The organism is Streptomyces spinosisporus (assembly GCF_022698145.1).
GTDB classification, from domain to species: Bacteria; Actinomycetota; Actinomycetes; order Streptomycetales; family Streptomycetaceae; genus Streptomyces; species Streptomyces spinosisporus.
In genome coordinates, this window is record NZ_JALDAX010000005.1 from 205,224 (window position 1) to 223,953 (window position 18,730).

Annotated in this window: 16 protein-coding genes; 10 read left to right on the forward strand and 6 right to left on the reverse strand. The window is 71.2% G+C overall.

The features are described 5' to 3' along the window. Positions 1-4: 4 nt before the first annotated feature. Positions 5-2,824, reverse strand: coding sequence for a penicillin acylase family protein (locus tag MQN93_RS15465; protein WP_242709918.1), 2,820 nt, complete (start codon positions 2,822-2,824; stop codon positions 5-7). A gap of 239 nt (positions 2,825-3,063) precedes the next feature. Here MQN93_RS15465 and MQN93_RS15470 point away from each other — a divergent pair, with 239 nt between their 5' ends. The 6 genes from MQN93_RS15470 (at position 3,064) to mscL (ending at position 8,812) form a co-directional block, all read left to right on the forward strand. Continuing rightward, on the forward strand, positions 3,064-4,599 hold the full coding sequence (locus MQN93_RS15470; protein WP_016436478.1) for a potassium/proton antiporter: 1,536 nt from the start codon (positions 3,064-3,066) through the stop codon (positions 4,597-4,599). Between the two features lie 274 nt (positions 4,600-4,873). Then, positions 4,874-6,136: an MFS transporter gene (locus MQN93_RS15475; RefSeq protein WP_242709919.1), complete on the forward strand. Its 1,263-nt coding sequence runs from the start codon at positions 4,874-4,876 to the stop codon at positions 6,134-6,136. 67 nt (positions 6,137-6,203) lie between these two features. Then, positions 6,204-6,536, forward strand: a complete 333-nt coding sequence (locus MQN93_RS15480) for an FmdB family zinc ribbon protein (RefSeq protein WP_016436480.1) — start codon at positions 6,204-6,206, stop codon at positions 6,534-6,536. Between the two features lie 131 nt (positions 6,537-6,667). Then, positions 6,668-7,501, forward strand: a complete 834-nt coding sequence (locus MQN93_RS15485; RefSeq protein WP_016436481.1) for an S-methyl-5'-thioadenosine phosphorylase — start codon at positions 6,668-6,670, stop codon at positions 7,499-7,501. Positions 7,502-7,693: 192 nt separating this feature from the next. After that, positions 7,694-8,242, forward strand: coding sequence for a CpaB family protein (locus MQN93_RS15490; RefSeq protein ID WP_016436482.1), 549 nt, complete (start codon positions 7,694-7,696; stop codon positions 8,240-8,242). A 111-nt stretch (positions 8,243-8,353) separates the two neighbouring features. Next, positions 8,354-8,812 (forward strand): large conductance mechanosensitive channel protein MscL, encoded by a 459-nt coding sequence (gene mscL, locus MQN93_RS15495; protein WP_016436483.1) that lies wholly within the window; start codon positions 8,354-8,356, stop codon positions 8,810-8,812. A 28-nt stretch (positions 8,813-8,840) separates the two neighbouring features. Here mscL and MQN93_RS15500 read toward each other — a convergent pair whose 3' ends face one another. Continuing rightward, positions 8,841-9,023, reverse strand: a complete 183-nt coding sequence (locus tag MQN93_RS15500) for a hypothetical protein (RefSeq protein ID WP_037783123.1) — start codon at positions 9,021-9,023, stop codon at positions 8,841-8,843. Positions 9,024-9,217: 194 nt separating this feature from the next. On the opposite strand from MQN93_RS15500, the gene MQN93_RS15505 reads away from it, so the two are divergent. The 4 genes from MQN93_RS15505 (at position 9,218) to MQN93_RS15520 (ending at position 13,939) form a co-directional block, all read left to right on the forward strand. Beyond that, positions 9,218-10,474 carry a low temperature requirement protein A gene (locus MQN93_RS15505; RefSeq protein ID WP_016436485.1) on the forward strand — a complete coding sequence of 419 codons (1,257 nt, stop codon included), beginning with the start codon at positions 9,218-9,220 and terminating at the stop codon, positions 10,472-10,474. 162 nt (positions 10,475-10,636) lie between these two features. Beyond that, a complete protein-coding gene (locus MQN93_RS15510; protein ID WP_016436486.1) occupies positions 10,637-11,665 on the forward strand; it encodes a P1 family peptidase in 1,029 nt (342 codons plus the stop codon). Positions 11,666-11,816: 151 nt separating this feature from the next. Then, positions 11,817-13,034 (forward strand): L,D-transpeptidase, encoded by a 1,218-nt coding sequence (locus tag MQN93_RS15515; RefSeq protein ID WP_242709920.1) that lies wholly within the window; start codon positions 11,817-11,819, stop codon positions 13,032-13,034. Between the two features lie 158 nt (positions 13,035-13,192). Then, positions 13,193-13,939: a DUF6227 family protein gene (locus MQN93_RS15520; RefSeq protein ID WP_016436488.1), complete on the forward strand. Its 747-nt coding sequence runs from the start codon at positions 13,193-13,195 to the stop codon at positions 13,937-13,939. A 42-nt stretch (positions 13,940-13,981) separates the two neighbouring features. Here MQN93_RS15520 and MQN93_RS15525 read toward each other — a convergent pair whose 3' ends face one another. From MQN93_RS15525 to MQN93_RS15540, 4 genes are all read right to left on the reverse strand, one after another. Then, positions 13,982-14,236, reverse strand: a complete 255-nt coding sequence (locus MQN93_RS15525; RefSeq protein WP_016436489.1) for a hypothetical protein — start codon at positions 14,234-14,236, stop codon at positions 13,982-13,984. A 139-nt stretch (positions 14,237-14,375) separates the two neighbouring features. After that, positions 14,376-16,505 carry a PTS fructose transporter subunit IIABC gene (locus MQN93_RS15530; protein ID WP_242709921.1) on the reverse strand — a complete coding sequence of 710 codons (2,130 nt, stop codon included), beginning with the start codon at positions 16,503-16,505 and terminating at the stop codon, positions 14,376-14,378. 505 nt (positions 16,506-17,010) lie between these two features. Next, positions 17,011-17,958 carry a 1-phosphofructokinase gene (gene pfkB / locus MQN93_RS15535; protein WP_242709922.1) on the reverse strand — a complete coding sequence of 316 codons (948 nt, stop codon included), beginning with the start codon at positions 17,956-17,958 and terminating at the stop codon, positions 17,011-17,013. Further along, positions 17,955-18,716, reverse strand: coding sequence for a DeoR/GlpR family DNA-binding transcription regulator (locus MQN93_RS15540; protein WP_016436492.1), 762 nt, complete (start codon positions 18,714-18,716; stop codon positions 17,955-17,957). The genes pfkB and MQN93_RS15540 overlap by 4 nt, the downstream gene beginning before the upstream one ends. Positions 18,717-18,730: the final 14 nt, after the last annotated feature.

An 18,730-nucleotide genomic window follows, 5' to 3' on the forward strand; every position in this document is an offset into this window, starting at 1 on the left:
CTGCTCACGGCTTCAGGACCAGGGTGTCGCTGGTGTTCTTGTCGACGGCCTTGGCCGAGAAGTTCCAGTCGAGCAGTTCGCCCTTGGCCCACTTGCTGGTCTGGTCGACGTAGTGGGCGCTGTAGGCGTGCCCCGAGGCGCCGGTGAGGTTGATCCACTTCGACTTGTCGAGGTCGCCGAGGTTGACCACCATGCGCATCGACGGGACCCATACGACGCCGTAGCCGCCGGCCGCGTTCCAGCCGCTGGCGTTGACCGTCGCCTCGCCGCCGCTGAGCTTCCAGGGGCCGCGGTTGAGGATGTACTTCAGGAAGCCGGGGCCGTCGGTGCCGAGGGTCTGGTTCTTCAGGAACAGCCGGTGCAGCCGGCCCCAGCTCCAGGTGTCGATGTCCTTGCCGAGCTTGGCGGTCAGCTCCCAGCGGGCGTCGATCATCGCGCGCTTGAACAGGTCGTCGCGGTTGTGCGTCGCGGGGGGCCGGGTGCCCGCCTTGGGCGTGGTCCACCAGGCGCTCTTCGGGTCGTTCATGAGCTTGCGCACGACCTCGAACCAGCGGTCGCCGCCGTCAGGCTGCGCCTGGTCGGCGGCGCGCTGGCCGCACTCGCGCACCTTCTGCGTGTTGTCCGCGGGCCCGGTGGTGTTGACCGGGTCGACCCACAGGCACTGGCCCTCCACCCGCAGCTCCTTGGGCAGCTTGTTGCCGAAGGCGAGCTTGAGGATGTTGCGCCAGACCGCGTTGAAGTACGCGGCCGCGGCCGAGTCGGCGTCCTGGGTGTAGTCCCAGCCCTCCAGCAGCTCCTGTGCCTTGCGGACCTCCTTGTCGCCGACGTCGATCTTCAGCAGGGCGGGCACGAGCAGCTTGGCGATCTCGCTGCTGTTGTCCAGCTGCATCTGGCGCATGTCGTCGGTGGAGACCTTGCCGCCGCCCTTGATCTTCGACTCGATCAGGTCGGTGATGCGCTGGCTGCGGGTGCCGTAGCCCCAGTCCGTGGTCAGCGTGTACGGGTACTTGTCCGGGTCGATCACGGCCTGGTTGGCGGTGACGATGTAGCCGCGCTTCGGGTTGTACTCGTACGGCAGCGCGTCCTCGGGGATGTAGCCGGTCCACTTGTAGCTGGAGTCCCAGCCCGGGGCGGGGATCGAGCCGTCGTCCTTCTCCGCGCGCGTGGGGATCTTTCCGGGCAGCGTGTAGCCGATGTTGTTCTTGTCGGCGTAGATCAGGTTCTGCGAGGGCACGTCGAACAGGGCGGAGGCGGAACGGAATTCGCTCCAGTTCGACGCCTTGTCCATGGCGAAGACGGCGTCCATGGTGGTGCCCGGGTCGAGCGCGGTCCAGCGCAGCGCGACTCCGTAGCCGTCGCCGCGGTCGGGCGCCGCGGTGTCGACGGTGGCCTTCTTGCCGACCTTCACCAACTCGTCGTCGCGGTCGGAGAGCAGGGGCATGCCGTCCCGGGTCTGGCGCACGACGATCGTCTTGGACTTGCCGCCGGCGACCTTGATGGTCTCCTCGCGGCTCTTGAAGGCCTTCGTGTCGCCGTCGTAGAGATAGCCGTCGCCGCTGAGCTTCTCCAGGTAGAGGTCGGTGACGTCGACGCCGGAGTTGGTCATGCCCCAGGCGATGTCCTGGTTGTGGCCGATGACCACGCCGGGCATGCCCGCGAAGGTGTAACCGGTCACGTCGTACTGGCACTTGCTGGAGACGGTGCGGCAGTGCAGGCCCATCTGGTACCAGACGGACGGCAACGAGGCCGACAGATGCGGGTCGTTGGCGAGCAGCGGGTGGCCGGTGATGGTGTGACTCCCGGCCACCACCCAGGAGTTGGAGCCGATGCCCTGGCCGTTCACGCCGACAGCGGTGGGGACGTCGTCCAGGACGTCGTAGAGGCCCGCCAGCTGGCTCTCCAGGGCAGTGCCGCCCGACGAGGTGCCGGTACCGGTGCCCGTGCCTGTGCCGGTGCCCGCACCGACGCCCGTGCCTGTGCCTGTGCCTGTGCCCGTCGTGCCGCCCGTGGACGTGCCGCTGCCGGACGACGAGCCGCTCTGCTCGAAGGTCTTGGTGACCTCGTCGTACTGCCCCTCCTGCACGATCGCCTTGTGGCGGTCGTACGGGTAGTCCGGGTACAGCTGCGCGATCTGCTTGGCGTCGAGGCGGCTGGTCATCAAAGCGCGGTCGATCTCGTCCTGCATGTTGCCGCGCAGGTCCCAGGCCATCGCCTTGAGCCAGGAGACCGAGTCGACCGGAGTCCACGGCCCGGGCTTGTAGTTGTTGTCGAAGCCGAGCGCCGCGTACTCCAGGGAGATGTCCTTGCCGTCCTTGCCCTTCAGATAGGCGTTGACGCCCTTGGCATAGGCCTGGAGGTACTTCTTGGTGGACGCCGACAGCTTGGTGTCGTACTCCTCCTTGGCCACCCGGTCCCAGCCCAGCGTGCGCAGGAACTCGTCGTTGTCGACCTGGCTCTTGCCGAACATCTCCGACAGCCGGCCCGAGGTCATGTGCCGGCGCACGTCCATCTCGTAGAACCGGTCCTGCGCCTGGACATAGCCCTGCGCCATGAACAGGTCCGCGTCGGAGGAGGCGTAGATCTGCGGGATGCCGTTGCCGTCGCGCTTGACGTCTACGGGTCCCGACAGGCCCTGCAGCGTGATCGAGCCCTTCGTCTGCGGGAACGACGCACGGACGGTGCTGATCGACCAGTAGGCCCCGTAGGCGACGCCTGCGATGATGGCCAGGACCAGGACCAGCACGACCAATCGGGCTTTGCGCCCCTTCTTCCTGCCGGACTTGGCGGGCTTGTCACCCGTTGTGGCGGTGGTGTTCGGGGGCATCGCTGTCCTTGCTGTCCTAACGCGAGCGGCGAGGCGGGCTGTCCTTTTGAATGAGCGCTGGAGCAACCATAGGCGCAGGGCCTGACAGCCCTTGACGCGGAGTGGGGAACGAGCGCGGGCACGCATGCGTTCCCGCCGCCCGAACGTCAAGAAATCGTCAAGAGTTAGGTAAGGTAACGAAGTACTTGGATGCGGGGCCTCCCGGCTCCGCGTCATCTGTACGTGAGCTCACGCGCGCGATGCGTACGAGCCAGGGAAGGGAACGGCCGCTGACAGTCCACCATCTCAACCAGCTCCTGCTCGTCTGCTCTCTCGTTCTGCTCGTCGCCGTGGCAGCGGTCCGGATCTCCTCGCGCAGCGGGCTCCCCAGCCTGCTCGTGTACCTGGGGATCGGCATCGCCATGGGCCAGGACGGCATCGGCGACATCCGCTTCGACAACGCCGAACTCACCCAGGTCATCGGCTACGCGGCCCTCGTCGTGATCCTCGCCGAGGGCGGTCTGGGCACGAAGTGGCGGGAGATCAGGCCGGCCCTGCCGGCCGCCTCCACGCTGGCGCTGGCGGGCGTCGCGGTGAGCGTCGGGGTGACCGCGACGGGCGCGCACTATCTGGTCGGGCTGGAATGGCGGCAGGCGCTCATCATCGGGGCGGTCGTCTCCTCCACGGACGCGGCGGCGGTCTTCTCGGTGCTGCGGAAAATTCCCCTCCCCGCGCGCGTGACGGGCATTTTGGAGGCGGAGTCCGGCTTCAACGACGCCCCGGTCGTCATCCTGGTCGTGGCCTTCTCCACGGCGGGCCCGGTCGAGCACTGGTACGTGCTGGTGGGGGAGATCGCGCTGGAGCTGGCCATCGGCGCAGCCATCGGGCTCGCGGTGGGCTGGCTCGGCGCCTGGGGCCTCAGACACGTGGCGCTGCCCGCCTCCGGCCTCTACCCCATCGCCGTCATGGCGATCGCCGTCACGGCGTACGCGGGGGGCGCGCTGGCGCACGGCAGCGGCTTCCTCGGCGTCTACCTCGCCTCGATGGTGCTGGGCAACGCGAAACTCCCGCACTGGCCCGCCACCCGCGGGTTCGCCGACGGGCTCGGCTGGATCGCGCAGATCGGCATGTTCGTCCTGCTCGGCCTGCTGGTCACCCCGCACGAACTCGGCGATGACATCGTGCCGGCGCTCGTCATCGGCCTGGTGCTGACCATGGTGGCGCGCCCGCTGAGCGTGCTGGTGTGCCTGACGCCCTTCCGGGTGCCCCGGGCGGAGCAGATCCTGATGTCCTGGGCCGGGCTGCGCGGCGCGGTCCCCATCATCCTGGCGACGATCCCGATGGTGCAGGGCGTCGAGGGCAGCCGCCGCATCTTCAACATCGTCTTCGTCCTGGTCGTCGTCTACACCCTGATCCAGGGGCCGACACTGCCGTGGCTCGGCCGCACGCTGCACCTGGGCGGAAGCGGCGAGGCGGCCGACCTCGGCATCGAGTCCGCCCCGCTGGAGCGGCTGCGCGGGCATCTGCTGTCCGTCGCGATCCCGGAGGGCTCGAAGATGCACGGCGTCGAGGTGGCCGAGCTGCGGATGCCGGCCGGGGCCGCCGTCACTCTCGTCGTACGCGAGGGAAAATCGTTTGTCCCGCTGCCCACGACGGTGCTGCGACGCGGCGACGAACTGCTGGTCGTGGCCACCGATCCGGTGCGCGACGCGGCCGAGCGGCGGCTGCGCGCGGTGGGCCACGGCGGCAAGCTGGCCGGGTGGCTCGGGACGGACGGGGCGGGAGCGGAACACTGAGTGTCCCGTTTTCTCCCCTTTGAGCCCACGGGAATCGCAGGCGCACGCGCGCGTGGTGCTCGTTTTCACAGGCGTACCGGGCCTTGATCCCTGTACGATGAAGGCATATCCCTGATCGAACCACCTCTGCCTGACGCAGAGCTGACGCGACCGTATGGCGGCCGTGGCGCCCAGCACTCCGGGCGGCCTCAGGTATCTACCGCAGTCCGCACCAGAGGACAGCTCTCGGCGCCCCCGCACGGGCGCGCCACCAGGCGGCAGAAAGGCACGGGCCGTGGCATCCACGGTCACCCAGCGACCCGGCTACGGACAGCTGCTGCGCACCCGCGGCGCCTGGACGTTCCTGGTCCCCGGCTTCGCGGCGCGCCAGCCGTTCGCGATGCTCACGATCTCGATCGTGCTGCTCGTGCAGCACACCACCGGCTCGTACGGGGCCGCGGGCGCCGCGGCCGCCGTCACCGGTGTCTCGATGGCCTTCTTCGCTCCCTACGGCGGCCGTCTCGCCGACCGCTACGGACAGCGCGCCGTGCTGGTGCCCGGCGTCCTGCTGCACGCCCTGTCCGGCCTCACCCTGACGGCGCTCGCCCTGGCCCACGCGCCCCTGTGGGCGCTGTTCGCGGCCGCCGTGCCGACCGGCGCCTCGGTGCCGCAGGTGGGGCCCATGGTGCGCGCCCGCTGGGGCGTGAAGCTCCAGGGGTCGCCGCTGATGACCACCGCGGCCGCCTTCGAATCGGTCACGGACGAGCTGACGTTCGTTGTCGGACCGCTGCTGGCCACCGCCCTGTGCACCACCGTCGCCCCGGCCGCGGGCCTCGTGACGGAGGCGTCCCTGACCCTGCTCGGCGGTCTGCTGTTCGCGGCACAGAAGGGCACGCAGCCCGCAGTCGCCGCCACCGGGCACGCGCGCGTGGAGCACACGTCCGCACTGCGCGTCCCCGGGGTGCGCGTTCTGGCCGTCGCCTTCCTCGGGATCGGGTCCGTCTTCGGCGGCATGCAGGTCTCGCTGGCCGCGTTCACCGAGTCGATCGGCGAGCCCGGTCTGAACGGCGTCCTGTACGGCGTCTTCGCCGCGGGCAACATGCTCTCCGGCATCGTCTGCGGCGCCGTCGCCTGGAGGATGGCCCCGCAGCGGCGCCTCGCCGTGGGCTACGGCGCCCTCGCGCTGACGGCGTGCGGCCTGTGGGCCGCGCACTCGGTGGTCGTACTGGCCGGCCTCGGCCTGCTCGTCGGCATGTGCATCGCGCCCGCCCTGATCACCGGCTACACGCTGGTCGAGGGCCTGGTCCCGGCCGGCGCCCGCACCGAGGCCTTCACCTGGCTGACCGGCGCGGTGGCACTCGGGCAGGCCGTGGCCGTCACGGTCGCAGGACAGCTGGAGGACCGCTTCTGGGCGGGCGCCGGATTCCTGGCGCCCGCGGGCGGTACGGTGCTCGCCCTGGTGACCCTGTTGGCCCTGCGGTCCCGGCTGGCCACCCGGCCGCGCAGCCTGACCGTGGCACGTGGCGTCGGTCACCGCTCGCCGGTGGCAGTGGACTGATCCTCAGGAATACGTCACTATGGACCGTCGTTAGCACTCATTGAGTGAGAGTGCCAGGAGGAAGACAGTGCCGACCTACCAGTACCAGTGCACCGAGTGCGGCGAGGGCCTCGAGGCGGTGCAGAAGTTCACCGACGACGCCCTCACCGAGTGCCCCAACTGCGGTGGCCGCCTGAAGAAGGTGTTCTCGGCCGTCGGCATCGTCTTCAAGGGCTCCGGCTTCTACCGCAACGACAGCCGCGGCTCCTCGTCGAGCAGCTCGCCGGCGTCGTCCAAGCCGTCGACGTCCACCGAGTCGTCGTCCGCGTCCTCGTCCAGCTCTTCGTCGGGCTCCTCCTCGTCCTCCTCGGACTCCAAGCCGTCGAGCACCGGCGCCTCGTCCGGCAGCAGCGCCGCCTAGGACCTGCCGCACTCGCCTCACGGGACCCTGCCGTCGTAGGACGGTGGGGTCTTCGGTGTCTGCGGCGGTTGGGCTTGCAGCACCAGGCACCCCTCTCCGCCCGCCGTCGGGGGCCGGATACTGTGCTGGCCATGGCGAACGCAGACATCGGTGTAATCGGCGGCTCGGGCTTCTACTCCTTCCTCGACGACGTGACCGAGGTGCAGGTCGAGACCCCCTACGGACCGCCCAGCGACTCCCTCTTCCTCGGCGAGGTGGCCGGACGGCGGGTCGCCTTCCTGCCCCGCCACGGCCGCGGCCACCATCTGCCTCCGCACCGCATCAACTACCGCGCCAACCTGTGGGCGTTGCGGTCGGTCGGCGTGCGCCAGGTGCTCGGCCCGTGCGCGGTGGGCGGTCTGCGCCCCGAGTACGGACCGGGCACGCTCCTCGTGCCGGACCAGCTGGTCGACCGTACGAAGTCCCGGGCGGGCTCGTACTTCGACGGGTTCCCGCTGCCCGACGGCAAGGTGCCGAACGTGGTGCACGTGTCCCTGGCCGACCCGTACTGCCCCGTCGGCCGGGCCGCCGCCCTCAAGGCCGCCCGCGGGCGCGACTGGGAGCCGGTGGACGGGGGCACGCTGGTCGTGGTCGAGGGGCCGCGCTTCTCGACCCGTGCGGAGTCCCTGTGGCACCAGGCGCAGGGCTGGTCGGTGGTGGGCATGACCGGCCACCCCGAGGCGGCGCTCGCCCGCGAACTGGAGCTCTGCTACACGTCGATGACCCTGGTCACCGACCTCGACGCGGGCGCCGAGACCGGCGAGGGCGTCTCGCACGACGAGGTGCTGCGCGTGTTCGCGGCCAACGTGGACCGGCTGCGGGGCGTGCTGTTCGACGCGGTGGCCGCCCTGCCGTCCAACGAGGAACGGGACTGCCTGTGCACGACGGCGCTGGGCGGGATGGATCCGGGGTTCGAGCTGCCGTGATGCGGGAGCCCCGGGAGTGAGCGGGGCGGGGAGCGAGCGAGCAGGTCGGGGAGTGAGCGGGGCTCCGGAACTTCCCGTTCGGGTGAGGGAGTTGTCCACAAGCCGTCGGTGATCCACCGGCCTCGGCAGAGATCGGAGAAACACCTCATCGTGGGTCTGCAAGCCGACTCCCGACGCAGGTGGTGACCCCGCATGTCCCTTCCTCCCCCGCTCCTCTCCTCCTCCCCCGCAGTGCCGCACCCGCCGGCCGTCGACGCCCCCGCCCCGTGCGAGATCCCGCACTTCGCTCCCGTGCGGGTGCGCGGCGGGCGGTTCCGGCTGCAGCGGCTCGTACGGCACCGGAGGCGGGCGGTGGCCGCAGCGCTCGCCGTGACCGCGGCCGCGCTGGTGGCGGCGGGGCCGCGGGACGCCGGCCCGGCGGCGCGCGGCCATCCGGCGGCGGACCCGGTGCGAGGACACCGGGCCGTGCGGATGGTGGCCGCGCCCGTGCGCATCTCCGACGCGGAGACGGTACGGCTGCTGCGGCCCGGTGACCGGGTGGACGTCGTCGCCGCGCAGGAGACGGCGGCAGGAGGGGATGCCCGGGTGGTCGCGCGCGGGGCGCGGGTGACGAAGGTGCCGGAGCCCCTGGAGGACGCGTCCGGCAGCGGGGCGCTGGTCGTGCTCTCGGTGCCGCGCTCCACCGCGGCGCATCTCGCCGCGGCGTCCACTACGGCACGTTTGGCGGTGATCGTGTGTTGATCCTGTCAAGTCCCTCGTTCCAGGTACCCAATTGGACAGCGCGACCGTTCGTTGACGTAAGTTGCGGAACTGTTTGTCCCCCAACCTGCGCAAGCGATGAGAGGCCCCGCGGTGAGCGAGAAGAAGGAACCGAGCATTCTGCAGGGCTTCAAGGCCTTCCTGATGCGCGGCAACGTCGTCGACCTGGCGGTCGCGGTGGTCATCGGGGCCGCCTTCACCAACATCGTGAACGCGGTGGTGAAGGGGATCATCAACCCGCTGGTGGGCGCGATCGGCACCAAGAACCTGGACAACTACAGCTCGTGCCTGAGCGGGTCGTGCCAGGGCGACGAGGGCATCCGGATCCTGTGGGGCTCGGTGCTCGGAGCCACGCTCACGTTCGTGATCACGGCGGCCGTCGTCTACTTCCTGATGGTGCTGCCGATGTCGAAGTACCTGGCCCGCCAGGAGGCCCGCAGGAAGGCCAAGGAGAGCACCCAGGAGGTCATCGAGGTGACCGAGCTGGAGGTCCTCAAGGAGATCCGCGACACCCTGGTCGCCCAGCGCGGCCACGGCCACGACGACCGCTGAGGTGTGCGGCCCGTGCCGCCTCCGCGGTTCAGAGGTGGTGGGGCGGCTTCTCGTCGAGGAAGCGCTTCAGGTCGGCCGCGGCGTCGCCGGTCGAGGCGGGGCGCTCACCCCAGCCGTGGTCCGTGTCGTCCGAGGACTGCTGGTCCAGCGGGTCGTCGAAGATCAGCGCGGGCTTCGGGGCGCGCGGCTCGGGGTCGGGGGCGGAGGTCATGCCTCCAGGGTACGGCGCGCAGGAGCGACCGCTGCCGGGCACCGCGGGGCGCTCCCTCCGCCCCCGGCCGGCCCCCGAGCCCTCAGGGCTCCCCAGGCCGTCCGTCCAGTCCGGACCGTCCGTGCAATCCGGGCACCAGACGCTCGTGATCCCTTCACAGGACTTTCCGCCGGCCATCTGGTGTGCTGGAACGCATGACGAGCAGCCCCACCCCACCGCCGGCGCCCTCCGGCCCGCCGGCCGAACACAGACCGCTGCGCAGACTCACGGCACGCGGCCGCGACGAGGCACACCGTGTCGCCTCGTCACTCGAGCTCTTCTTCGACCTGTGCTTCGTCGTGGCCATCGCCCAGGCCGGGGTCCAGCTGGTGCACGCCCTGGCCGAGGGGCACGCCGGCGAAGGGATCCTCAACTACGCGATGATCTTCTTCGCCATCTGGTGGGCGTGGATGAACTTCACGTGGTTCGCCTCGGCGTACGACAACGACGACGTGCTCTACCGCGTCGTCACGCTGATCCAGATCGCCGGAGTCCTCGTCCTGGCCGCAGGGGTCTCGCGGGCGTTCGACGAGCACGAATTCCTGCTCGTCTGGCTGGGCTACGCGATCATGCGCCTCGCCATGACGGCGCAGTGGCTGCGGGTGGCCCGCGCGAGCGGGGGCGCCGAGCGGACCATGGCGCTGCGGTACGCGGTCGGCGTGCTGCTGTGCCAGATCGGCTGGCTGGGACTGCTGGTCCTGCCGGAGCACGCCCGGCCGTGGGTCTTCCTGGTGATCGCACCGCTGGAGATGCTGGTGCCGCTGTACGCGGAGAAGGCCCACGCCACGTCCTGGCACCCGCACCACATCGCCGAGCGGTACGGCCTGTTCACGATCATCGTGCTCGGCGAGACCATCGCGGCGGCCACCGTCGCCGTGAAGTCGAGCCTCGACGAGAACGACGCCCTGGGCGAGCTGCTCCCGATCGCCGCCGGCGGGCTGCTGATCATCTTCGCCGCCTGGTGGATCTACTTCGTGGTGCCCATCCACGGGCATCTGCGCTCCAACCGGGAGTCGTTCCTGTGGGGTTACGGCCACTACCTGATCTTCGCGTCGGGGGCCGCGATCGGCGCGGGCCTGGAGGTGGCGGTGGAGCAGGCGGTCGGCGAGGCGCACATCTCGACCCTGTCCGCGTCGGCATCGGTGACCCTGCCGACGGCCCTGTTCCTGCTCACCGTCTGGGCGCTGCACTCCCGCTTCTACAAGGTGGGCATCGCCCAGCAGCTGGTGCTGCCGACCGCGTCGCTGCTGGTGATCGTCTGCACCTTCCTGGGCTCCTGGGCGGTGCTCGCGACGGGCCTGGTGTGCGCACTGGCGGTGGCGGCCGGGGTGACCCTGACGGCACGCATGGCCGCGCGGGAGCGCGGGGCGAGCGGTTCGAGCGGCGAGCGCACCACGGCACCCGTGGGGTGATACCGGCCTGGCTCTGACGTCACGGTGTCGCGGTCACGGCCGGGCGGCGCCCCGGCTCCGGCGTCACGGTCGTACCGGCCCCGGCGAGACGGTGACGCGACATCGGCTCCACGACGGCTTGATGACGCCCTGCGGGTCAGGGGGCCGGGCGAGACTGGGTGCATGACAGTTGACGCTCTGACGGATGTCGCCGGGCTGCGGGTGGGGCACGCGACGCGTACCGGCGACGGTTGGCTCACCGGCACCACGGTCGTACTGGCCCCGGAGGGCGGGGCGGTCGCCGCCGTGGATGTGCGGGGCGGTGGACCCGGCACCAAGGAGACCGACGCCCTCGACCCGCGCAACCTTGTCAGCAAGGTCGAGGCGATCGTGCTGACCGGCGGCAGCGCCTACGGGCTCGACGCGGCGTCCGGGGTGATGGCCTGGCTGGAGGAGCAGCGGCGGGGCGTGCGCGTCGGGGCGGACCCGGCGCACGTCGTGCCGGTGGTGCCGGCGGCGTGCGTCTTCGACCTGGGACGCGGCGGCGCCTTCTCCGCCCGGCCCGACGCGGCCACCGGGCGGGCCGCGGTCGAGGCGGCGGCGGCGAGCGCGGCCGGGGCGCCGGTGCAGGAGGGCTGCGTGGGCGCCGGCACGGGCGCGGCGGTGGGGCCGCTCAAGGGCGGTGTCGGGAGTGCGAGCGTCGTGCTCGGCTCGGGGATCACGGTGGCCGCGCTGGTGGTGGCCAACGCGGCCGGTTCGGCGATGGATCCGGAAACGGGGGTGTTGTACGGGGAGTTGTTCCAGGGCCGGGTGGACCACCCGGAGGCGAAGGTCCACGAGGCCGCGCGCGAGCGCCTCGCCGAGAGCGCGGTGCGGAACGGCCGCCCTCCGATGAACACCACGCTCGCCGTCGTCGCCACCGACGCGGATCTGTCCAAGGCGCAGGCGCAGAAGCTGGCCGGCACGGCCCATGACGGCATCGCGCGCGCCGTGCGTCCGGTGCATCTGCTCAACGACGGGGACACGGTGTTCACGCTGGCGACCGGCGCGCGGCCGCTCGACGCCGTGAATCCCCTGGCCCTGAACGAGGTTCTCGCGGCGGGCGCGGATGTGGTGACCCGGGCGATCGTCCGCGCCGTGCGGGCCGCCGGTTCGGTGGACGGGGCGGGCGGAGTGTGGCCGTCGTACGAGGAGTTGTACGGCAGCGGTTGAGCCGGGGGCGGTGTGCGCCGGCCTGCGATTGTCCTGGTTCTGTCACGTGATGGCGTTCATGACCCACGAAGGGAACCTCCGGGCCGTCCCGTTCCCTCTTTCTCCACGCACTGGAACGGAACACGCACACCACACGAACCTGGAGCAGAACGTGAAAACGCCGGACATAGCAGCGCGGCGCGCACTGGGGGCCTGTGCCGCCCTGATGGTCGGCGCCCTCACCCTCACCGCCTGCGGCGGCAACGCCAACGCCGAGTCGGGCGACGGCAAGGGCAAGGACTCGGCGAAGACGTCGACGGCGAAGATCGTCATCTCGGCCAAGGACGGCGCGACCGACGCCTCGATCAACACCACCGGTGTGAAGGTCAGCGACGGCAGGCTGACCGAGGTGAAGATGACGCTGGCGGGGTCCGGGCAGGCCGTGCCGGGCACGCTCTCGGCGAACGGCGCCGTCTGGAAGCCGAAGGAGCAGCTGGAGCGCGGGACGAAGTACCGGATCTCGGCGACCGCCAAGGACGCCGACGGCCGGACCGCAGCCGCCAACTCCATCTTCACGACCGTCAGTTCGGCGAACAGCTTCATCGGGACGTACACGCCGGACAACGGCACCACGGTCGGGGTCGGCATGCCGGTGTCGTTCACCTTCGACAAGGCGATCACCGACCGGAAGGCCGTGCAGTCGCACATCGCGGTCTCCTCCAGCAGCGGCCAGAAGGTGGTGGGGCACTGGTTCGGGACGCAGCGGCTCGACTTCCGGCCCGAGGAGTACTGGAAGGCCGGCTCCAAGGTCACGATGAGGATCGACCTGGACGGCGTCGAGGGCGCGAACGGCGTCTTCGGTGTGCAGAAGAAGACGGTCACCTTCACCGTCGGGCGTTCGCAGGTCTCCACGGTCGACGTGAACACCCAGACGATGACGGTCGTGCGGGACGGCAAGGTGCTCAGGAAGGTGCCGATCTCCTCGGGCAGCCCGGAGCACACCACGTACAACGGGCAGATGGTGATCTCCGAGAAGTTCCGGCAGACCCGGATGAACAGCCGGACCGTGGGTCTCGGCGGCGAGTACGACATCGCGGACGTGCCGGACGCGATGCGGCTGACGACGTCGGGGACGTTCATCCACGGAAACTACTGGTACAACAAGGGCAATCCGCCCTTCGGCCGCGAGGGCACCAGCCACGGCTGCGTCGGGCTCGCGGACGTGCAGGGCGCGCAGAGCGCCACGCCCGCCAAGTGGTTCTACGACAACTCGCTGATCGGGGACGTGGTGATCGTCAAGAACTCCCCCGACAAGACCGTCTCGCCCGACAACGGACTCAACGGCTGGAACCTGCCGTGGAGCGAGTGGATCGCGGGCAGCAGCGCCTGAGCTGCGGTTTCTTCTGAACTCACCGGGCCGTGCGGGAACTTCTCGCGCGGCCCGCGCGTTTTGCGTACGTAGGTTTTTTCGGTTCCCGGACATGATGTCCGACCGAGGGGCTACGGTATGCACCCACAAGGTGACATGCAGCAACGCCGGGAGAAGCCTTGAGCGTTCCGTACGAGACGGCAGCGTACGAGCCACCCGAGTCGCCCGAGTCTCCGGAGGAGCATCTCGCGCGACTCCTCGGCCGTGCCCTGAACAGCTTCGAACTGCCGGACGAGACCATACGACGGCTCGACCGCGCGCTGGCGTACGACGGTTCGCTGTACTCCGCGCACCACAGCGCGGGTCTGCACCGCGAGACCTACCGGCACACCTGGCTGCTCGCCGACGGCTCGGCGCTCACGCTGTGGGAGCTGGTGCACAACACCACGCCGGGCGACGCCGCGCAGCACGAGGTGTATGCCGGCGAGGAGGAGCTGCGCACCGCGACCGTGCGGCTGCCCCTGCCGCAGGAGACTCCGGACTTCGAACTGCCGGTGACGGTGCAGCTGTCGCCGATCCCGGCCCCCCGGCACGCGTATGCGCCGGACGACTCGGCGGATCACGCCCGCCGGCTGCTGCGCCGCGCGGAGAACACGGACCGGCCGGACGCGCGGACGGCCGAGCTGCTCGCCACGGCGTTCGCGCACCAGATCACCCAGGCGTTCGGCCGCCCGTGCCGCGCCGGACGCACGGGACTGTGCTTCTCGCTCTACGAGCACGCCTTCCTGCTGCAGGACGGCGAGGAGGTCTCCCTGTGGGAGGTCGAGCACACGGTGACGCCCGACGGACGGCACATGTGCGAGGTCTACGTCAGCGAGGACGCGGCCCGGGACGCGATGGAGCGACGGGCGGAGCAGGTCTCCTGAGAGCGGGCAACCCTCTCGCCGCGCACGCCGGTACTGCTCTGGTCAGCGGCGTTTGAGCTGTCGTACGAGACGGGCGAACGCGGCCTGCTCCGCCGGGGTCAGCTCGACGTACTCGACGTACGGAGCCGAGCGGCGCTGATGCGCGAGGGCGCGCGGGCTGCCGCCGAGGGCCCGGGGCACCGGACCGAAGTGGCCGCGGCGCGCGAGGCTGATCAGACCGAAGATCCAGACGGCGACGGCGAGGGCGAGGATCACCACGCCCAGCGACTGGAAGACGGAGACGTGCTCATCAGGCATGCGGTCCAGTAGACACCACGGTCCGGGACTTTGGCCCCGGACCGTGATGAATCTCGCAGGTGGTACAGGTGCCGCAGTTGCCCTTTTGCCGCCGTGATCAACTCACAGCGCCACAAAGGGACATGCGGGATCGCGCCGGTTACGCGGCCACGGGCTGCTTCGCCTCGGCCGTCGTGGCGGCCTTACCGTCCGCCGGGCCGGTGGTCGTGGCCCCCGGTGCCGGCTTGCGCAGGCCCTTGAGGACCACCACCAACGCCGTGGTGGCACAGGTGCCGACCGCGATGGCGATCAGATAGAGGAAGGGATTGCCGATCAGCGGGACCACGAAGATGCCGCCGTGCGGGGCGCGCAGGGTGGCGCCGAAGGCCATCGACAGGGCGCCGGTGATCGCGCCGCCCACCATCGAGGAGGGGATGACGCGCAGCGGGTCGGCCGCGGCGAAGGGGATCGCGCCCTCGGAGATGAAGGAGGCGCCCAGCACCCAGGCGGCCTTGCCGTTCTCGCGTTCGGTCGGTGTGAAGAGCCTGCCGCGGACCGTGGTGGCCAGCGCCATCGCGAGCGGCGGGACCATACCGGCGGCCATCACCGCGGCCATGATCTTCATCGCGGAGTCGCTCGGGTCGGAGACCGCGATACCGGCGGTGGCGAAGGTGTAGGCGACCTTGTTGACGGGACCGCCCAGGTCGAAGCACATCATCAGGCCGAGCAGGGCGCCGAGCAGCACGGCGTTGGCGCCGGAGAGGCCGTTCAGCCAGTCCGTCATGTTCTTCTGGGCGGAGGCGATGGGCTTGCCGATCACGACGAACATCAGGAATCCGACGATCGCCGAGGAGATCAGCGGGATCACCACCACCGGCATGATGCCGCGCACCGCCGCCGGGATCCGCACCTTCTGGATGGCCATCACCACGCCACCGGCGATCAGTCCGGCGGCGAGTCCGCCGAGGAAACCGGCGTTGATGGTGAGGGCGATCGAGCCGCCGACGAAGCCGGGGACCAGGCCGGGGCGGTCGGCCATGCCGTAGGCGATGTAGCCGGCCAGCACCGGGACCAGGAAGGCGAAGGCGACGCCGCCGATCTGGAAGAGCAGCGCGGCCCAGCTGTCGCCCTGCGTCCAGATGAAGTGGTCCATGACCGACGGGGCCTTGTTGATCTTGTAGCCGCCGATCGCGAAGCCGAGGGCGATCAGCAGACCGCCGGCCGCGACGAACGGGACCATGTAACTCACGCCGGACATCAGCCACTTGCGCAGCTTGGTGCCGTAGCCCTCGCTCGCCTCACCACCCCGCTCGACCGGCGTGGACGGCGCGGAGCCGGAGGTGACCTCGCCGCGTGCCGCCTTCTCGCGGACCTCCGAGATCAGCTCGGCGGGGCGGTTGATGCCGGCCTTCACGCCGACGTCGACGGTCGGCTTGCCGGCGAAGCGGTCCTTCTCGCGTACGGGGACGTCGTGGGCGAAGATCACGCCGTCCGCCGCCGCGATGACGGCCGGGTCGAGCCGGGTGAAGCCCGCCGAGCCCTGGGTCTCGACGGTGACCTCGACACCCGCCTCGCGGCCGGCGTTCTCCAGCGACTCGGCCGCCATGTACGTGTGGGCGATACCGGTCGGGCAGGAGGTGACGGCGACGACGCGGAAGGGGCGCGCGTCCGGGGCGCCCGGCGCCGGAGCGGACGCGTCCTCGGCACTCGCGTCCCCAGCGCCCGCGCCCCCGGCTTTCACGTCCCCGGCTTTCGTGTCCGGCGCCGGGGCCGTGCTGCCCGCCGCGGCTTCGGAGGAGGCCGCCTCCGAAGCCGCGGCGGAGTTCTCGGAACCGGCCGCGGCGGGCGTCCGGTCCCCGCGGATCAGCGCGGCCGCGGCGGCCGGGTCGCCCGCCGCGCGCAGAGCGTCGGTGAACTCGGTGTTCATCAACTGCCGGGCCAGCGACGACAGAATCGTCAGGTGGGCGTCGTCGGCGCCCGCGGGCGCAGCGATCAGGAAGATCAGGTCGGCGGGGCCGTCCGCGGCACCGAAGTCGACACCGGCGGCGCTGCGCCCGAAGGCGAGCGTCGGCTCGGTGACGTGCTCGCTGCGGCAGTGCGGGATGCCGATGCCGCCGTCCAGGCCGGTCGGCATCTGGGCCTCGCGCGCGGCCACGTCGGCGAGGAAGCCCTCCAGGTCGGTCACCCGGCCGGCGGAGACCATCCGTTCGGCGAGGGCGCGCGCCGCCGCTTCCTTGGTGTCGGCGGACAGGTCGAGGTCGACCAGGTCCGCGGTGATCATCTCGCTCATCGCGGGCTCCTTAGCACGCGTATCGCCCGGTGGGTGGGGTGGGCGGGGACGGGGACGGGGGTGCTGCGGGGAATTCGGGGAGTCGTCGCATCGGGGCTGGAAGGGCCGGAGGGACCGGAAGGGCCGGAGGGACCGGAAGGGCCGGAGCGGCCGGAGCGGCCGGAGCGGCCGGAAGGGCCGCAGCGGCCGGAAGGGCCGAAAGGGGCGGAAGGGTCGGAAGGGCTGGAAGGGCCGCAGCGGCCGGAACGGCCGGAACGGCTGGAACGGCCGGAGGGGCCGGAAGGGCCGGATCGGCCGGAAGGGCCGCAGCGGCCGGAAGGGTCGCAGCGGCCGGAAGGGTCGGAAAGGCTGGAAGGGCCGCAGCGGCCGGAAGGGCTGGAAGGGGCGCAGCGGCCGGAAGGGCTGGAAGGGGCGGAAAGGCCGGAGACACCGGAAGCGCCGGAAGGACCGGAGACACCGCAGAAGCCGAAAGGACCGACCCAAGTGCCATGCAAGGTACGGAGGTTCATGACGCCGGTTCCTTCAGTACGCGGTCGGTGGGCACGTCCGCCGTGACCGTCACCGTTGCGGGGTCCAGGTCGGCCGGGGTCGGCATCACGCTGCCCGGCAGCCGGACGGCCGCCGCGCCATGGGCGACCGCGAGGCCCAGGGCCTCCGGGCCGCTGCCGCCCGCGATCAGGAAGCCGGCCAGCGAGGAGTCGCCGGCGCCGACGTTGCTGCGTACGGCATCCACCCGCGCGCTGCCGAACCAGGCGCCCGCCTCGTCCACCAGCAGCTGCCCGTCGGCCCCCAGGCTGGCGAGCACGGCGCGCGCGCCCATCCCGCGCAGTTCCTCGGCGGCCTTCACCGCGTCACCGACGGTGGACAGGGGGCGCCCGACGGCCTCCGCGAGCTCCTCGGCGTTCGGCTTCACCACGTCGGGCCGCTCGCGCAGCGCCTGAAGGAGAGCGGGCCCGGAGGTGTCCAGCGCGATCCGGGCGCCCGCGGCGTGCGCCCGCGCGACGAGGTCGGCGTACCAGGCGGGCGCAAGGCCGCGCGGCAGGCTGCCGCAGCAGGCGATCCAGGAGGCGTACGGCGACTGCGCGCGCACCGTCTCCAGCAGCAACTCCTGCTCCTCGGCGGACAGTTGAGGACCCGGCGCGTTGATCTTCGTCAGTACTCCGTCCGCCTCCGCGAGCGCGATGTTGGAGCGGGTGGGCCCGGCGATCGGCACCGGCGCGACCTCGATGCCCTGCGCGTCGAGCAGATCCGCCACGAGCGCTCCCGGCGCACCGCCCAGCGGCAGCACCGCGACCGTGCGCCGGCCCGCGGCGGTGACGGCACGCGAGACGTTGACGCCCTTGCCGCCCGGGTCCACCCGCTCGCCGGTGGCGCGGACGACCTCGCCGCGCTCCAGCGAGGGGACCTCGTAGGTGCGGTCCAGGGAGGGATTGGGCGTGACGGTGAGGATCATGCGCGCACTACTTCCGTGCCGCCGCGCTCGATGGCGGTGGCGTCTTCCGGGCTCAGCCCGCTGTCGGTGATCAGCAGGTCCACATCGCTCAGGTCGCCGAAGCGGGCGAAGTGCTCCTGGCCGTGCTTGGAGGAGTCGGCGAGGAGCACGACGCGGCGGGCCGCGGCGACCGCCGCGCGCTTGACCGCGGCCTCGGCGAGGTCGGGGGTGGTCAGGCCGTGCTCGGCGGAGTAGCCGTTGGCCGCCACGAACAGCACGTCCGCCCGGATCTCGCCGTACGCCCGCAGCGCCCAGGCGTCCACGGCGGCGCGCGTGCGGTGCCGTACCCGGCCGCCGACGAGGTGGAGCTGGATGCCGGGGTGGTCGGCGAGACGGGCCGCGATCGGCAGGCTGTGGGTGACGACGGTGAGCGAGGACTCCAGCGGGATGGCGGCCGCCAGGCGCGCCACCGTCGTGCCGGCGTCGAGGATCAGCGTGCCCTCGCCGGGCAGTTCCGCGACGGCCGCCTTGGCGATGTGGTCCTTCTCGTCCGCCGCGGTGCCCTCGCGCTCGGCGAGGTCCGGCTCGAAGTCGAGGCGTCCGACCGGGATGGCACCACCGTGCACCCGGCGGACGAGTCCCGCGCGGTCGAGGGCCTTCAGGTCCCGGCGGATGGTCTCCGCCGTCACCTGGAACTCCTCGGCCAGCGAGATCACATCCACCCGCCCGCCGTCACGGGCGAGCCGGAGGATCTCCTGCTGCCGCTCCGGAGCGTACATGTCCGTTCGCCTCC

Excerpts from the sequence above, each read along its gene's own strand:
- MQN93_RS15465 (WP_242709918.1), bottom strand. The coding sequence starts at position 2,824 with ATGCCCCCGAACACCACCGCCACAACGGGTGACAAGCCCGCCAAGTCC.
- MQN93_RS15470 (WP_016436478.1), top strand. The coding sequence starts at position 3,064 with ATGCGTACGAGCCAGGGAAGGGAACGGCCGCTGACAGTCCACCATCTC.
- MQN93_RS15485 (WP_016436481.1), top strand. The coding sequence starts at position 6,668 with ATGGCGAACGCAGACATCGGTGTAATCGGCGGCTCGGGCTTCTACTCC.
- MQN93_RS15490 (WP_016436482.1), top strand. The coding sequence starts at position 7,694 with ATGTCCCTTCCTCCCCCGCTCCTCTCCTCCTCCCCCGCAGTGCCGCAC.
- MQN93_RS15500 (WP_037783123.1), bottom strand. The coding sequence starts at position 9,023 with ATGACCTCCGCCCCCGACCCCGAGCCGCGCGCCCCGAAGCCCGCGCTG.
- MQN93_RS15505 (WP_016436485.1), top strand. The coding sequence starts at position 9,218 with ATGACGAGCAGCCCCACCCCACCGCCGGCGCCCTCCGGCCCGCCGGCC.
- MQN93_RS15510 (WP_016436486.1), top strand. The coding sequence starts at position 10,637 with ATGACAGTTGACGCTCTGACGGATGTCGCCGGGCTGCGGGTGGGGCAC.
- MQN93_RS15525 (WP_016436489.1), bottom strand. The coding sequence starts at position 14,236 with ATGCCTGATGAGCACGTCTCCGTCTTCCAGTCGCTGGGCGTGGTGATC.
- MQN93_RS15530 (WP_242709921.1), bottom strand. The coding sequence starts at position 16,505 with ATGAGCGAGATGATCACCGCGGACCTGGTCGACCTCGACCTGTCCGCC.
- pfkB (WP_242709922.1), bottom strand. The coding sequence starts at position 17,958 with ATGATCCTCACCGTCACGCCCAATCCCTCCCTGGACCGCACCTACGAG.
- MQN93_RS15540 (WP_016436492.1), bottom strand. The coding sequence starts at position 18,716 with ATGTACGCTCCGGAGCGGCAGCAGGAGATCCTCCGGCTCGCCCGTGAC.